Raw genomic sequence first — 16,130 nt, 5'->3', positions numbered from 1 at the left:
TAGCGCTTAATGGTCTCATGTCAAGATTCTCAGACCACAATGGGGCGAGAGGCCGCCGAATGGATATATATGCAACTGTTCACAGGACAATTATCGGGTATAATATCAGGGACCTGTGACGTTATTCGAGAGGCGATGGGCACATGGAGACAGAATGAAGATTTTGCGATTCGGGCTGGTTGGTATCATTAATACGGTTGTGGATTGCGCTCTACTCAATATATTTGTTCTGGTTTTGCGTGTTTTCACTCCTGGGGGCCTGGTCTTATGCAATGTCTTTTCTTTTCTGGGAGCAAATGTCAATAGTTATGTGATGAATAAAAAATGGACTTTTCGGCACCCTGAACACGCTTCGCAAAAGGAATACCTGGTTTTCCTGGTCTGTTCTCTGGGGGGGCTTGGTATTAACTCCGGCATGATTTTTATTCTATCGCAAGACTTTTTTGATCTGGGACTGTCGTTTTTCCTTCATCTCAATCTTGCCAAAATTGCAGCGACGGTTGTCAGTATGTTGTGGAATTTCTTTTCTTATAAATTGTTTGTCTTCAAAGACGTCAACGTCGCAAAAAGTGTTTCTGCAACCACCTGTCATAGGCGTTCTGTGACTTCGATTCGCGGATAACGCTTTTGAAAATTAAAGTATCATCTGTATAACTTTGCTTGGATAAGAAAAACGGGGCGGGCCTGAGTCCGCCCCGTTTTTCTTACCAACATCGAACTATACAATAGAGTTGGTTTCAGCTTTTCTGGACAGCTTTTTGGTCGAATACTGCGTATTCCTCCGGATCCAGCTTACCATCTTGATTGACGTCGATTTTTCCGAAGTCAATTAAAAGGGATTCGCAGGATGCGGCTTCATCGGTAGAAATGAAACCATTACGGTCTGCGTCCAGAGCTTCGAAGGTTGGGGTACTGTCTTCGGTAGCGGCAAAAGCAGTAGTGGAAAGCAGGCAAAGAGCGGTTACCATCAACAGCGAGGCGGTCAGTTTTTTCATGATTTTCTCCTTTTGACGTTAGAGTTTTATCGTCTCATGACGATATGGTTCTGTTAATCGCAACCATCGTGCCATGTTTGAAAATCATTTAAAAACAGGGTGTTGAGGATTCTTGGGTGGATTTTGCCCTCAGGGGAGGGGGATTGTGTCTCCTGTCGGGGACACGGATGTTGCCTACATCTGTAAGTCTTTAATAATGCTTAAAAATTAAAGTCGCCTCATGGCAACATTTTGTTTTGATAAAGTTTTCCCTTGCTCATCCAGAAACCCCAGCCACATGACATTGATGGTTGCGACACCGAATTCCTCATCGACCACTCCTTTGATGAGATAGGGACGGGATCTGCCGAAATTGCGGCAGAATCGTGCATAGGCTGCGGGAAAGAATGTCGCGTCAAAAAGGGCTGTCGCATCTTCGAATGTGACGAATTCCATCGGCTGGCCCTTGACGGTTCGTACCGGCTTGCCCGTTACCCACCACCCGACGAGGGTGATGTGGCGGCCGATCCAGCGTGACAGTTCGGCGGCAGGGACGGCGCCGCTGGATCGAATGGCTTCGGCATATGGTACCAGGGGATGGGAGCCGACGGGCATGCCGAGGGTCTCGAGCTCCTGAGTTTGCAAGGTCACGGCGTCATAGGGCGGCAGAACCGGCGGCGGTTCGGGCTCTGTAACGAAAAGCGTATCTGCAGCGGTGGCGGGGCCTCGTTGCAACTGCAGCAACCGCCAGATCAGTCCGGGACGCTGTTCGCTGCCTTCGAGCGCATCGAAACAGCCGGCCTTGATCAGTTGTTTGATATCGGCGACAGGCAGATGCGGGAGCCGCCATAGAAAATTTTCGTAGTCTGAAAAAGGGCCGTTTTTTCGGCGCTCGTTCAGAATGACCTCGATGGTGGCCTGCGCAACGGCGGCAATCTGCATCAGGCCGATGCGCAGATCCCGATCTTTGCCACGGTAGGCCCGGTCGCTGGTGTTGATGTCGGGCGTCAGAATGTGAAGTCCCATGCGGCGAGCCTCGGAAAGGTAGCCGAGAGGAGTGTAATAGCCGCCGCCGTTGCTGATGACGGCAGCCATGAACTCCGCGGGATGGTTGGCCTTGAGCCAGGCGGCCTTGCAGCTGACCAGGGCATAGGAGGCCGAATGGGGCTTGCAGAAGGAGTAGCCGGCAAAGGAAAGCACCTGTTGCCAGATTTTTTTCAGCACCGCTGCGGATATGCCGTTGCGGTTTCCGCCCTGCATAAAGCGCTGCCGGTAGTCATCCAGGGTTTTTCCCTTATCCTTTTTGCTGATGATTTTACGCAGCCGGTCTCCTTCGCTGGCACTGAAGCCGGACAGGGCCATGGCGATTTGGGTGATCTGTTCCTGGTAGACGGCCAGGCCGTAGGTTTCGTCGAGAATCGGCTCCAGCAGGGGGTGCAGATGGTGCCAGGGTTTGCCGTGCATGCGGGCGACGAACTCGCGAATGACGTTGTTGGCCGCCGGTCGGATAATCGATGATGCCATGACCAGGTGCTCGAACAGGGTATCTTCATCGGGCATGGGCCGGTTGCCCCACATTTTTTTCAACAACTGGCGGGTGGCCGGCGATTCGATGTAAAAGCAGCCGATGGTGTCGCCGGAACAGAGCAGGGCGCGGGTTTTGGCATCGGTCAACGGTTGCCAGTTGCGGTAGTCGATGTTGTTGCCCGTGTGATGATGTACCGCTGTCAGGGCGTCGCGGATGACCGCCAGGGAGCGGTTGCCGAGAATGTCGATTTTGACCAGCCCGGCGGCTTCGGTCTGATCCTTTTCCCACTGGATGAGTGGTCGGCCTTTTGCGGAAACCTCTGTCGGCACGTATTGCCGGATGTCGTCGGGTACGATCACCAGTCCGCCGCAATGTTGGGACAGGTGGCGCAGCTGGCCGTTGAGGCGGGTGGCGATGGCGAGTATATCCTGCCAGTCGCTGCTCAGGGATTCACCGCGAAACAGCGGGTGGCTGTCCATGGCTTTGGTGCCGCGCTGTATCGACCAGTGGCTTGACAGTCGGCGGGTAATCGTTTTGATTTCATCGGCCGGCATGCCGAATACCTTGGCTACTTCCCGCAGGGCGCCGCGGCTTTTGAATCCGACCTGGTTGGCGACCATGGCGGCGCGCTGGTTTCCGTAGCGTTGAAAGGCGAAGTCGAGCACCGCATCCCGTTCATCCCAGGGGAAATCGATATCGATGTCGGGGGGATCGATGCGGCCTTTGTTGAGGAAACGTTCGAAAAACAGGTTGTAACGCAACGGGTCGACATGGGTGATGCCGAGGCAATAGGCGACCAGAGAGGCGGCGGCGCTGCCCCGGCCGCAGGTGCGTGGCGAGCGCTTCGCCAGTTCCTGCACCACCAGGAAATAATGGGCAAATCCCTTGTCGCGGATGATGGTCAGTTCCTTGCTTAGACGCGCCGCGATTTTAGTGTTCATTTCGCCGTAACGTCGGATGGCACCTTCGTGGGCGCGGCGTTCCAGCAGGGTGCTGGCCTGTTGATCCGCCAGGCCACGGAACCGGGGAAAGATGGTCGCGGAAAAATCCCAGTTGGTCTGGCAGTTATCGGCGATACGCGCGGCATTTTCCAGTGCTTCGGGGTAATGAGGAAAAGCGGCTTTCAGATCCGTCTCCGCCCGCAGGAAATCGGCCGGCCCGGCACAGGTCTCGGCGGAGAGGCGTGACAGCGTGGTATTTCCGGCGATGGCGCGCAATACCCTGTGTGTTTTGATATCCGCGTTTTGCAGAAAGACAGCACGACTGGTGGCGACGGGCGGCAGTCCCAGGCGGCGGGCCAGGAACATGGCCTGCTCCATGCGATGTCCGGGGGATGTTTCGACGAATAAACCCTCGCGGCTCTGCTCGGCGAGTCTGCCGAGCACCGCGGCATTATCGCTGAGGATGTATAATCCTTCCCGCCAGGTTGCCAAGGCCACGGCAAGATCGAACGGCTGCGGGTCGTGCAGTGCTGAAAGCAGGCGGCACAGATTGGCGTAACCGTCCTGGTTTCTGGCCAGCAGCACGGCTCGCTGTGATCCGCTGACGGCTTCGGCGCCGATCAGTGGAGCAATACCGGCTTTTTGGGCTGCTTCGAGAAAACAGGGGATGCCATACATGCCGTTGCGGTCGGTCAGTGCCAGGCGTGTCATACCCGCAGCTTTGGCTGCGGCACACAAGGTGGCAGGGGAATGGATACCCCAGTTGGGAGAAAAGGCCGAGTGTACATGCAGGTGGGTGAAATGCAAGATCCAGATCCGAGTGACAAGTGACAAGTGACAAGTGATAAGTGATAAGTGATAAGTGATAAGTGATAAGTGATAAGTGACTGGGATTAAAACCAATCACCAATCACTAATTACCAATCACTAGTCACCAATCACTGCTTTCCCCCGATTTCTCCCCCATTGTATCGATTCGTGGCCGAACTGCCTGCGCAGGCGATCCAGAGCGGTTTGCAGGGCTTGTTCGTCGTTGCTTTGTTGCGTTGCGGCAAACAGATCCAACTGTCGGGTCAGGGGCGCAAGGCGGTCGCAGCCAAGCCGCAGGGCGCGCAGGCGTACCCGGCGTTGCCAGGTGCGCTGCAGCAGGTGGTCGGCGGCGTGCATAAGTTCCAGGTCGAAGGCCCTGGGCGCGGTGAAACTGTCGGTGCGTTCTTCGCTGAGACCGTCCACATAGCGGACCTGCAGGCGCAGACAGGTAGTGCCCCGGCCCAGTTCGCGCAGGCGCAAACCGCAGCTTTCCGCAAGGCGTCCCAAGGCGGCACGTACCGCCATATCGTCGTTGTCGGCCCGCGGGAGGACGGTTTCCTCGATAATCGCCGAAGAGCGTCGCGGTGGGCATACGGGGCTGGGGTCGATACCTCGGGCCCGCTGCTGCAACAGGGCGGCAAAGGGTCCGCACACCGGTTCCAGTTGGGCGACGGAGAGGGCGGCGACCTGCTCGATGCGTCGCAGGTTGAGATCCGCCAGCAGACGGCCGGTGCGCACGCTGCCGACTCCCGGCAGGGTCGATACGGTCAAAGGTCCGATAAAGCAGCTTTCGCTGCCGCGCAAGACGTCGCAGATACCGGGCCGGTGCAGGTAGTCGGCGGCGATGCGCGCCACCAGTTTGTTGCCGGCCATACCGCAGGTGGCCGACAAACGCAGGCGCTCGACGATATCCCGCTCCAGACGTGCGGCTACGTCCAGTGTGGCGCCAAGCAAACGTCGGCTGCCGGTCAGATCGATGAAAAACCGTCCAGGGCTGCCGGGTTCCCACAGGGGGCTGCAGCAGGCCGCCAATTCCCCGAAGACCCGCGTGGCACGCTGGGCCAACTCCGCCTGGGGCGGCAACAGATGCAAGGCGGGACAACATTTGCGGGCGACATATACGCTCATGCCAGGCTGCACGCCGTCGGAGCGCGCTTCGGCAGAAACGCAACGCAGCAGCGCCCGCTCGCTGACGCCGGTGGCCACGGCCAGGGGACGGCTTTCAAGGCCTGGATCGGCGGCTCGTGCCAGAGCGACGTCGAAGTCGGGCACGGCTACATGCAGAATGTCGCGGGTCATGCTCAATGAATAACTCTGGTTAAACTTCAAATGATATGCGGATAATTCCTACTTCAAGAAGCAATTTCACCGCCCGCTCATTCCATTCGCTGGAGAACGCTGAGAGCGCAGAGGAAAGTCTAAATCTTGTTTTAAACCAAACAACCAAACTCCTGGTTTTGATTCTTGGTTGACTTGCTGCCCTGCGTGATCAGGTTTTGAATTCCCTGAAAAACCGATCTCACGCCCGTTCGCTATGCTCACTTAAGCCGCAAAGCCGCAAAGGAAAGCGAAGTCTTAGGGAAGGATATTGCCTCTCTTTGCGGCTTTGCGTGAGACATGGGGTTTTGGTTTTGGAATTCAAAAATCCTCAGCGGCCTCTGCGTTCTCGAATGAGCGAAGCGAACGGGCGGTAACATGCTTTTGACTGGTACGTGGATAACATCCGGTGCGCATGGATTTACGCGGATTCAAACCGCAAATCAGAACCCTGATACCGAACACAGATAACGGCGGATGCACACGGATAAAGTCAAATTCTTCAACTCCAAAGTCGGGTTCTGGGGTTACACCAGATGTTGATCCCTGCCGTTTCCGCGGCATCCGCGTTCTAGCGCCTTTGATTCTGATTTCACCGCCCGCTCATTCCATTCGCTAGAGAACGCTGAGAACGCAAAGAAAAGTCTGGATTTTTTTTGAAAAACAAACTCTTGATTTTGATTTCCTCAGCGGCCTCTGCGCCCTCGAGTGAGCGAAGCGAACGGGCGGTAACATGCTTTTGAACGGTACGCGGATTCAAACCTTTATGCCGTGGCTCCCGGCATCCATCGTTTTCATTTTTCCCATATACTTTCGATTATGCCGATCGGTAATGCCGGATCACACCGACCACCACCCCTTCGATGCGGAAGTTATCCGGATCGGTGACGACGATGGGTTGCATGGAGGGATTTGCCGGGTGCAGTTCGATCCGGTCATTGCGCCGATGCAGGCGCTTGACCGTTGCCTCGTTGTCAAGCAGGGCGACGACGGTCTGGCCGTGCTCGGCTGTGGCTTGTTTGCGCACCACCACGTAGTCGCCGTCAATGATGCCGTCGCCGATCATGGAATCGCCGGCCACGCGCAATACGAAATGCTCGCCGGAACCGACCATGGTTGGCGGTACTTCAATGACATCGGGTATTTCGATCGCCTCGATAGGTTTGCCGGCTGCAACCGTTCCGGCCAGGGGGAGCTTCATGCCGCGTTCCGAAGCTGTGCGTAGCTGCAATCCGCGGCGGGCGTTCCAGTTGCGTTCCAGCAGTCCTTCGCGTTCCAGGCGCACCAGATAGTTCCGTACCGTGCCCAGGGAACGGAACCCGAATGCCCGCGCGATTTCCTGCTGGGAAGGAGCGAACCCCTGCTCGCCGATATGCCGGGCGATGTAATCGAAAACCTGTTTTTGTTTGGGAGTAAGGGGACTCATATAGCCTCATGCATGGTTATCTTATGCCTGCCGTAAGTGTATGCGTAAGTTTTGCGTAAGTCAAGAGGGCAAGGAGAAAGGAGAAAGGAGAAAGTGACAAGTGACAAGTGACAAGTGACAAGTGACAAACGGAATGTAAAGCAGCTTCTGGCTTGATGCTGTTCTTCGGCAGGCAGACCTGTGCGCAAAAAAAGACCTACCGGAGATAAAACTGCCTGTGGCTTGGGCAGGAGTTCGCCACCTTAAGGGGGGCTCCCGCCCATTTTCGGCATTTTTTTATTGGTATGGACGGTGCATTTAGCATATAGGTATGAAGCGTAGCTCTGAGCCGACGGATTGCCTTGTACCTTGATAGCGGAGGGTAAGCAGATGAAAAAATTGATCCTTATGTTTTTTATTCTTATGACAACGACCTGGCCCCATACCGGATGGGCCGATGACTCTCTGCTGGTATTTGCCGGAGCCGGCATGCGTGCAGCTCTGGATGAGGTTGCCATGCAGTTCGAGGCCGAGTCCGGGATCCGGGTTATTCACGATTACGAAGGGTCCGGACGTCTGGCCAGCAAAATCCTGGCCGGGCAAAAACCGGATGTCTTCATTCCGGGAGCGGAAAAGTGGGCCAAACTGCTTAAGGAAAAAGGCTTTGTCAAAACCTACTTCGGTCTGGCCCAGCATGTGCCGGTGATACTTACGCCTGCAAACAACACAAAAGTAAACAGTCTGCAGGATTTTACCAAACACGATGTTCGCCTGGTGCTGGGGGATCCCAAGGCCTGCGCCATCGGCAGAAACGGCGGCTGCCTGTTGAAAAAGGCGGGATTGGATGAAAGCGGACTGAACGTGGTCTCGAGAGGGGTGACGGTGAAGCAATTGGTTCGCTGGATCGAATTCGGCAATGGGGACGCCACCATCGCATGGCATGCCGACGGCTTCCATAACGATAAGGTGAGGATCGTTCCCATCCCGGAAGAAGTCAATTGTGTCGATATCGTTCCGGTGTGTACGATGACGGACGCATCCCATCCCGAAGCGGCCGCCAGGTATCTGGAATACCTTGCCGCTCATGGTAGTAAAGTTTTCGCAAAATTCGGTTTCAAGAGTGCGAAATAGTTCGGTCGGATACACCCCGCCACGCTGTTTTTAAAAGCTGATTTTTTAGCTCGTCGTTCCATTCCCATCTGGGGACACAAAGGAGAAAAGCTCATGTTTTATCGTCAACTACAGGAGAAATTTCTAGCACTCGCAACGCAAAACAACCTCCTGGATGAAGAAATCACGATCAAAACCAAAATTCTGAAAACTGCGGAGGCCATCGGCAATCCGGATCGGCAGGACTATCCCTTGCTGAAGGGCAAGGAATTCCTTATGGAAGCCACCTACGGGGAAGCCAGGGGGCAGGCTTATACCGACGCGCCTTCTGAGTTTACCGGACCTTTGGCGGATATTATTCGCCTGGAGCTGAAAGATACCAAGCAACGAGCCCTGTTTATCGCCTGTCTCAATGCCATCATGCGTTATCTGGAGCCGGAACTGGGGACCGTTCATTGTAAAAACAACGAGCCGGAAGAATGTGCCACGGAAATTGGCGAATTCGTCGAAAAGTTAGCGCCCTCGTTTGTCGGGCTTGTCGGCCTGCAGCCGGCGATTCTGGAAAGCCTGGCAAAGCGTCTGGGGCCCGAAAAGGTGACCTGCGTGGATCGGGATGAGGAATTCCGCGGGAAGAGCAAATTCGGTGTGCCGATCGTATGGGGAGACAGCAAGTCTATGACAGACATGTTCGTCAAGGCCGATCTTGTTCTGGCGACGGGGTCCACCATTGTGAACGGTTCGTTGCCGGAGATCCTTGCACTGGCCGAGGAGCATAATGTGCCGGTTCACTTTTACGGAACATCGGTTGCGGGAGCCGCCCATCTGCTGGGATTAAACCGTTTGTGTTTCTGCCCGACTTAAGTGTCTATTCAAATGCAGGATTTGCGGAATTTTGGCTGTGTGCGATATCGCTGAACTGCCGTTTTCGAGGTGATATATGGTGAATACAAAAGACGCACAGGCCCTGGGTTTCGATCTTGTTGTTGCCTTGATAACCAGTATCTTCTTCACTTTCGTCGTGTGCGTTCTGCTGGCACTGGTCGCGACGACATCGTTGCATGAATTCTGGTTTCAGGTGCGATCACCGCAGGTTTTTTCAACGGTCTGGATCAGCCTGCAGACCTCTCTGGCGGTCGTTTTCCTGGCGTTTTTTCTCGGGTTTCCCATCGCCTACCTTTTAGCCTTGAAAGACTTCAAGGGGAAGGTTCTGCTGGATACGCTGCTCGATCTGCCGATTGTCATGCCTCCGTTGGTCTCGGGACTGGCCCTGTTGATCCTGCTGAGCGGGGAAGGGCTGGTCGGAGGCTGGTTGAACCGTTGGCACATCGATCTCATTTTCACCAAAAAGGGGATTGTCCTTGCTCAACTTTTTGTGGCGGCGCCGTTTTTCATCAAAACGGTCCGGGAGAGTATCGCCGCGATCCCCAAGAACCTGCTGGCGGCCTCCGCCACCCTGAACGCTTCTTCGATGTTTACCCTCGTGCACCTGATCTTCCCTTTGTGTAAAAAGGGCATCTGGACAGGATTGGTCATGACCTGGGCGCGGGCCCTCGGAGAATTCGGAGCAACCTCCATGGTGGCCGGTTGCATTCCGCAGCAAACCGAGACCATGACCGTTTCGATTTACATGCAGGCCATGAGCGGTGGGCTTGAGACGGCTACTGCCATTGCTCTTATCCTCATGGTTTTCTCCTTTGTGTTTCTACTGATTGTGAAAACCAGATTCGGTCAAAAAGATGAGTATCCAGCTTAATAACATAACCAAGAATTTTGGTGGGCGAACTGTTCTGAACGATCTGGGGCTGAAGATCAAAAATGGCGAGTTTCATGTGATTTTAGGCCCCAGCGGTGAAGGAAAAAGCTCGTTGCTGGCCATTATCGCCGGATTGCTCAAGCCGGATCGTGGCGAAATCTGGATAGGAGACCGGCAGATCAACAGTTTTCCGCCTCGGAAAAGGCCGGTCGGTTTCGTTTTTCAGGACTTTGCCCTTTTCCCACATCTTACTGTCTTTGACAATGTTGCCTATGGGCTGCGTGCCGCAGGGTTAAAAAGTAGCTGCATCAAAGAACGGGTAAATCGCCATCTGCATCTGGTGGGAATGTCCGATCATAGGAGTAAATATCCGGTCACCCTGAGCGGCGGAGAAAAGCAACGGGTCGCTCTGGCCAGGGCGCTGGCGATCGAGCCGGAGGTGTTGCTGCTGGACGAACCTCTGAGTCATCTGGATGTGTCGCTCAAGGAGCAATTGACCGATGAGTTGAAGTGCATCCAGCGGGAATCCGGCGTCACGACCCTGTATGTCACCCATGATAAAATGGAGGCCATGACCCTTGCCAACCGGGTTTCCGTGCTTCACCGGGGACGTATTGAACAGGTGGAAGAGCCGGATAAGGTGTTTTATCAACCCAAGACACCTTTTGTGGCTTCCTTCGTCGGTTCCAAGAATATCCTGAATGTCCGGTTGGTCGATCTGAAGGAAAGCACGGCGACCTTCGATATCGTTCATCCCGAATTAAGGGAAAGACTGCAGATCGATGTGAAAAGGTATCCCGTTTTTACAAGGAAAAAGGAGCTTTCGCTTTGCCTGCATCCGGAAAAAATCAAACTGTGCCGGGAGGTGCGGCCGGCGAATTGTTTTGCCGGTCAGGTGGTCAAGGTCGATTCCAGGGGGGCGTTTTTCGAAGTTACCGTCGATGTTTCCGGGCTCTTGTTGACCGCATCGATACCCAAGGCTGGTTCCATGGAGTTGACGGGTGACATCCAGGTCTGTTTTTCACCCGATGCCTTCCATCCTCTGTGCGGCAGGTGCCATTCTCTGCCTGAATATCTACGGGATTTTGAATGCATTAAGCATGTAGAGGCGTAAGCACGTCGGCCTGTGCCAGGCAAAACACGGATTAGAAATTACGATTTATCTGCCAGAAAAGCCCACCAAGTCAAATTGGTGGGCTTTTCTCGTGTCTGACATGTTTGAGGACAGGAGTGTTTAAGATTGAGTCATCCTTTTGTGCAAGGCAGGAACTTGATGCTTGATCATTATTTAACTTGTCACTGAAAAATGACCACAATTTTTGTAGAAAACTAATGGGCGAACTTGTTGGATTATCTTAAAACCATTAAGAATGCACCATAATGGAGCAATATTTTGTTTCTTTCATGGAAAGCACCCCCTGCTTTATTGCGAGTTGATTTTATGGTGCTACAATCTAGCACCAGTTGTGCCGGAATTGAGTGGGGTTGTTCAGGCTCGTTTGCAGTCCAAATTTGGGTGGGATCAACGTATTCCTGGTAATGGGCGGTATCCAAGCGCGGCTACTCCGGCCTGATCTGTGCCGGCGAAATACAATGGCTCCGTGCTGTTATGGCCCAAAGGAAAATTCCTCTGAGGAAAGTTGAAGAGCCGCAGGATTCATGGCAATGCCTCATTGAGGTGTAAGGGATGTCGGAGCATCGTTTCTCTATCCTAAGGTTGAAGTATGTATCCCCAAGAAACCACCAGTCATACTCAAAAAATCCAGTCCTGTTTAGTTGGAAAAGATCTACAGAACAGTATCAAGATTGATCCATTAATCGCTGCATCTTGGGATCGTTGTTTTCATCATTACGGCATTGACCCGAGTGAATCCCGTCCGGTGCAGGTTCTGACGGCTGCCGAATTGCGGGAGCATACCCGGCCCATCGAACGTTTTACGCGTATTGCCAAAGTGGCGGTGCAGAGACTGCACCGCCAGGTCGCGGATTTGGGCTATGCGACCCTTCTGTGTGATTCCGACGGTGTCACCGTTGACTGGCAGGGCGACAAGCGTTTTTCGCGGCAGTGGAAAGATTGCGGGTTGTATCTCGGAGCCGTGTGGAAAGAACGTCAGGAGGGTACCTGCGGGGTTGGTACTGCACTGGTTGAACAGGTTCCGCTAACGATACACGGGGGGGATCACTTTCGCGCCAAAAATGCCAACCTTACCTGTTCCTGTGCCCCTATCTTAAGCCCGAGCGGCAAGCCTTTGGGGGTCATCGATGTTTCGTCCTTTCGTTCCACCCGCTCCAAAGATCGGCAGCATTTCGCCTTGCAGTTGGTGATGCAGTCCGCACGTATGATCGAATCAGCGTACTTTCTCAGTCAATTCGAAGAACAATGGGTGTTGCGGCTCAGCCTGGAACGGGAACTCGCCGAGGTTGCCAGTGGCTGCCTGGTCGCCCTGGATGGCGATGGTTGCATTCTGGCAGCGGATCGGGTCGCCTGTTCCGTCCTGGCGGAAGAACTCGGCGGCGCGAGCCTGGTCGGGAAACCGATCGGGGATGTGTTCGATGTCGATTTTGAGAAACTGCTGGAAATGTTATCCGGATCCAGTATGGTTCTGCCCCTTCATACGCAAAAAACGGGACACCAGATATTCGCTTCACTGCGGTGTCCGCAGACCCATTCCGCCAAGCCGGTTACCAGGGCCGAGATATCGACTTTACGGAATAAAAAGGTTCCTGCTGAGGGTGAACCCTTCACTCTTGATTATCTGGCAGGAGAGGATAGCAGTCTCAAGGAGCGTGTTGAGCGCATCAAGCGTGTCATGGATAAGCCTATTCCGATTTTACTTAACGGGGAAACCGGCACCGGGAAAGAAATGTTCGCCCAGGCCATCCACCATGCCAGCCGCCGGGCCGGCAAACCGTTCGTGGCGGTTAACTGCGCCGCGATTCCTGAATCGCTCATTGAGAGTGAATTGTTCGGCTACAAAGAAGGCGCTTTTACCGGAGCGCGCTGCAAGGGGATGCGGGGCAAGATCCTGCAATCGGATGGGGGGACCCTGTTCCTCGATGAAATCGGTGATATGCCTGCCAGTCTGCAACCGCGTTTGCTGAGAGTGCTTGCGGAGCGGGAGGTCACGCCCCTGGGCGGGGAGACCCCCATTCCCGTCGATCTGCATGTGATATGCGCAACCCACCGTAATGTTAAAGATATGGTGGCTTGCGGCGCGTTGCGCGAAGATCTCTATTATCGCCTCAATGGCGTATCCTTCGAACTTCCGCCTTTGCGTCAACGTTCGGATATTGAGTGTCTGATCGGCGATGTGTTGGCCATCGAAGCAGGAAACAGTGTCGAGCCAGTGGCTATTGCCGACAAGGCTATGCGTATCATGGCCGATTTTCCCTGGCCCGGCAATATCCGTCAGTTGCGTAATGCCCTGCGTTATGCCTTGGCGGTCTGCGAAAAAGGTGTCATCACCTGCGCCGATCTGCCGGTCGATATTATTTATTCGCAGGATCCTAAGGATGCGATGGTTTCGTGCCTTCCTTTGCAGGCTTTGGGTTGTTTGTCTGAAACAGCCGAGCCGGAGCCTTCTTCTTCTTCTGTTGATGAAGTTATTGGCGGGCTTAGCGCCATGCAACAGGCTGAACGTCAGGTGATCCTGGAAGCGCTGCAAAAACATAAGTGGCAGGTTTCTCGTGCGGTGAAAGAGCTAGGCATCAGTCGGGCAACGATCTATCGAAAAATGGATAAATACGGCATCATCCCGCCAAACAAGCAGTGAATTCCCTTTGTTCTCCTTAGAGTCTGTCGCACAAGTTGACAGTAAATTGGAATAAACCTACTCTGAACAGATGCTGTAGGAGTTGTTCAATTTTCTTTCAACATATTTCCATACGGGATACATGCTATGAAATATCGAAAGATGGGTCGTTCCGGGTGCGAAGTCTCGATTCTCGGTTTTGGCTGCATGCGTCTGCCGATCATCGGCGGCGATGAGGCCGCGATCGACGTACCGAAAGCGGATCGGATGCTAAGAAGCGCCATCGATAAAGGGGTCAATTACCTGGATACGGCTTATCCCTATCATAAAGGCGAGAGCGAAAAATTTCTCGGCCGGGCGTTGAGTGGCGGTTTGCGCGACAAGGTGCATCTGGCGACCAAACTGCCGTCCTGGGCGGTGGAAACGGCGGCCGATTTCGATCGCTTTCTCAACGAACAGTTGGAGCGCTTGCAAACCGACCACATCGAGTTCTACCTGCTGCATGCCCTTAAGGCCGACTGGTGGGATAAACTCCGCCATCTCGGCGTGCTCGAGTTTCTTGACCGGGCGATCCGCGACGGCCGCATCGGCGCTGCCGGGTTTTCCTTCCATGACGAGTTGCCCTTATTCAAGCAGATCGTGGATGCCTATGACTGGAGTTTTTGCCAGATTCAGTACAACTATATGGACGAGCAGATTCAGGCGGGCAGGGAAGGGCTGGATTACGCCGCCGATCGCGGCCTGGGCGTGGTGATTATGGAGCCGTTGCGCGGCGGTCACCTGGCCCGCGAGAGTGCTCCCGATATCCAGAAGCTCTGGGATGCGGCTCCGGTTCGCCGAACCCCGGCGGAGTGGGCATTGCGCTGGGTCTGGGATCATCCCGGCGTCACTTCGGTGCTCAGCGGTATGAACGAGCCCGCGCAGCTCGAGGAAAACTGTCGGATTGCCGATCAGGCCTCGCCCCTTTCGCTGTCCGACCAGGAGCTAACCGTAATCGGACAGGTTCGCGATACTCTGCGCAAACGCATCAAGGTACCCTGTACCGCCTGCGGCTACTGTATGCCGTGCCCGTCCGGGGTCAACATTCCGCGTATCTTCAATCTTTACAATGACCGCTTCATCTACGGTGACTCAGGCTTTCCTCATCGCATGTACACCATCACCATGAATGCCGCCGAATTGGCCAGCAACTGCACTCGTTGCGGTTTATGCGAAAAGCACTGTCCCCAGCACATTCGCATCATGGATATGTTGGAGGAGTGCCATCGAACCCTTTCGGAAAATCCGGACGATTGATCCTTTAAATAGTTGTTTTTGAAGGATTCTCCCGCTACATCCTGTGGGGCAGGGGCCGAGGCCTCAGAGTGGGATGATGAGGCGGTATGGATGAGCACAGAATATAAAAAGGCGGTAGAAAAGTCCCATCTTTTCTACCGCCTTCTTTTATGAATAGCGCGGGCTATTTATGGTTCTGCAGCCCAAGACATTGAAAGATCTGGCGGGTGGCGTCGGAATTGTTGAGGGTGTAGAAGTGGATGCCGCGTACCTCGTTGTCGAGCAGATCGCGGCATTGTTCCGTGGCCCAGTGGATGCCGATGCGGCGTACCGATTCGGGATCGTCTTGGCAGCGGTCCACAGCGCGCAGCAACGGGGCGGGAAAGCGTGCCCCGGCTGCCAGCTCCGCCATGCGTTTCATGCCTTCAACTGAGGCGATGGGCATGATGCCGGCGATGATAGGGATGCTGATACCGGCCAGTTCGCAGCGTTCGCGAAAATCGTAGAAGTCGCGGTTGTCGAAAAACAGCTGGGTGCAGATATAGTCGGCCCCTTCGTCGACCTTGGCTTTAAGGTAATCCATCTCCAGCAGGCGATTGGGGGTGGTCGGATGTCCCTCGGGAAAACCGGCCACACCGATGCCGAAACCGCGCTTGTCGGGATGCAGCCCCTCGTCGTTGAATTTGCGGATAAAGCGTACCAGATCGGCAGCGTGGGGAAAAGCGTCCTGCGAGCGGTCGTAATGCGGCATGTCGGGCGGTGGATCGCCGGCCAGTGCCAGGATATTGCTGATACCGGCTTCGGCGTAGCGCTTCAGAATCTGATGAATCTCCTGCTCGGGGCTGGAGACACAGGTCAGGTGCGGGATAGGGTCGAGGGAGCTGCTTTCGTGAATACGCATGACCAGATCATGGGTGCGTTCACGGGTCGAACCGCCGGCTCCGTAGGTAACCGAGGTGAAATGCGGATGCAGCGATTCAAGCTGGCGAATGGTTTCGTAGAGACGCTCAGCCGCTTTGTCGGTTTTCGGGGGGAAGAATTCGAAAGAAAAGGTCGTTTCGTAGCGGTCGAAAATATCTTGAATATGCATAGAAAATATGGGTCCGGGAATGATGTTGACTCAGGTCTGAGGATGGGGCACCGCAGGTCGATACCCGGTTAGGCAGCTATCGCCCTTATTACCATCCGCATACCTGGCCCTGTAAATTGCAATGCGGGGATAAATGTATATCGTCTGCGGTTCCGGTTCGGATTTGAACCGTTAC

General features: G+C 54.5%; 12 protein-coding genes. 7 read left to right on the top strand and 5 right to left on the bottom strand.

The genetic code is table 11. The features are described from left to right. The first annotated feature begins 154 nt into the window (after positions 1 to 154). Positions 155 to 622 carry a GtrA family protein gene (locus tag PCAR_RS09700; protein WP_011341478.1) on the top strand — a complete coding sequence of 156 codons (468 nt, stop codon included), beginning with the start codon at positions 155 to 157 and terminating at the stop codon, positions 620 to 622. Positions 623 to 737: 115 nt separating this feature from the next. Here the strand turns inward: PCAR_RS09700 and PCAR_RS09695 are convergent, their stop codons facing one another. The 4 genes from PCAR_RS09695 to lexA all read right to left on the bottom strand — a co-directional run bounded on the left by PCAR_RS09695 (position 738) and on the right by lexA (position 6,996). Further along, positions 738 to 995, bottom strand: a complete 258-nt coding sequence (locus tag PCAR_RS09695) for a hypothetical protein (protein WP_011341477.1) — start codon at positions 993 to 995, stop codon at positions 738 to 740. Positions 996 to 1,202: 207 nt separating this feature from the next. Beyond that, positions 1,203 to 4,250, bottom strand: coding sequence for a DNA polymerase III subunit alpha (locus PCAR_RS09690; RefSeq protein ID WP_011341476.1), 3,048 nt, complete (start codon positions 4,248 to 4,250; stop codon positions 1,203 to 1,205). A 120-nt stretch (positions 4,251 to 4,370) separates the two neighbouring features. Beyond that, positions 4,371 to 5,552 (bottom strand): Y-family DNA polymerase, encoded by a 1,182-nt coding sequence (locus tag PCAR_RS09685; protein ID WP_011341475.1) that lies wholly within the window; start codon positions 5,550 to 5,552, stop codon positions 4,371 to 4,373. Between the two features lie 835 nt (positions 5,553 to 6,387). Then, on the bottom strand, positions 6,388 to 6,996 hold the full coding sequence (gene lexA, locus PCAR_RS09680; protein ID WP_011341474.1) for a transcriptional repressor LexA: 609 nt from the start codon (positions 6,994 to 6,996) through the stop codon (positions 6,388 to 6,390). A gap of 369 nt (positions 6,997 to 7,365) precedes the next feature. Between lexA and modA the strand changes: the two genes are divergently transcribed. The 6 genes from modA to PCAR_RS09650 all read left to right on the top strand — a co-directional run bounded on the left by modA (position 7,366) and on the right by PCAR_RS09650 (position 14,886). Then, positions 7,366 to 8,106 (top strand): molybdate ABC transporter substrate-binding protein, encoded by a 741-nt coding sequence (gene modA / locus PCAR_RS09675; RefSeq protein ID WP_011341473.1) that lies wholly within the window; start codon positions 7,366 to 7,368, stop codon positions 8,104 to 8,106. 93 nt (positions 8,107 to 8,199) lie between these two features. Beyond that, on the top strand, positions 8,200 to 8,946 hold the full coding sequence (locus PCAR_RS09670; RefSeq protein ID WP_011341472.1) for a Rossmann-like domain-containing protein: 747 nt from the start codon (positions 8,200 to 8,202) through the stop codon (positions 8,944 to 8,946). A gap of 76 nt (positions 8,947 to 9,022) precedes the next feature. After that, positions 9,023 to 9,838, top strand: coding sequence for an ABC transporter permease (locus PCAR_RS09665; RefSeq protein WP_041531330.1), 816 nt, complete (start codon positions 9,023 to 9,025; stop codon positions 9,836 to 9,838). Beyond that, a complete protein-coding gene (locus tag PCAR_RS09660) occupies positions 9,822 to 10,952 on the top strand; it encodes an ABC transporter ATP-binding protein (RefSeq protein ID WP_011341470.1) in 1,131 nt (376 codons plus the stop codon). The genes PCAR_RS09665 and PCAR_RS09660 overlap by 17 nt, the downstream gene beginning before the upstream one ends. 766 nt (positions 10,953 to 11,718) lie before the next feature. Next, on the top strand, positions 11,719 to 13,611 hold the full coding sequence (locus PCAR_RS09655) for a sigma-54-dependent Fis family transcriptional regulator (RefSeq protein WP_245523281.1): 1,893 nt from the start codon (positions 11,719 to 11,721) through the stop codon (positions 13,609 to 13,611). A gap of 126 nt (positions 13,612 to 13,737) precedes the next feature. Further along, complete coding sequence (locus PCAR_RS09650) at positions 13,738 to 14,886, top strand: aldo/keto reductase (RefSeq protein ID WP_011341467.1); 1,149 nt, start codon at positions 13,738 to 13,740, stop codon at positions 14,884 to 14,886. A gap of 163 nt (positions 14,887 to 15,049) precedes the next feature. Here the strand turns inward: PCAR_RS09650 and metF are convergent, their stop codons facing one another. Then, on the bottom strand, positions 15,050 to 15,955 hold the full coding sequence (metF, locus tag PCAR_RS09645) for a methylenetetrahydrofolate reductase [NAD(P)H] (RefSeq protein WP_011341466.1): 906 nt from the start codon (positions 15,953 to 15,955) through the stop codon (positions 15,050 to 15,052). Between the last annotated feature and the right edge of the window lie 175 nt (positions 15,956 to 16,130).

This window comes from Syntrophotalea carbinolica DSM 2380 (assembly GCF_000012885.1).
Lineage (GTDB): Bacteria > Desulfobacterota > Desulfuromonadia > Desulfuromonadales > Syntrophotaleaceae > Syntrophotalea > Syntrophotalea carbinolica.
The sequence above is the reverse complement of the archived record's forward strand: the minus strand, read 5'-3'. Positions and strand labels throughout refer to the sequence as shown.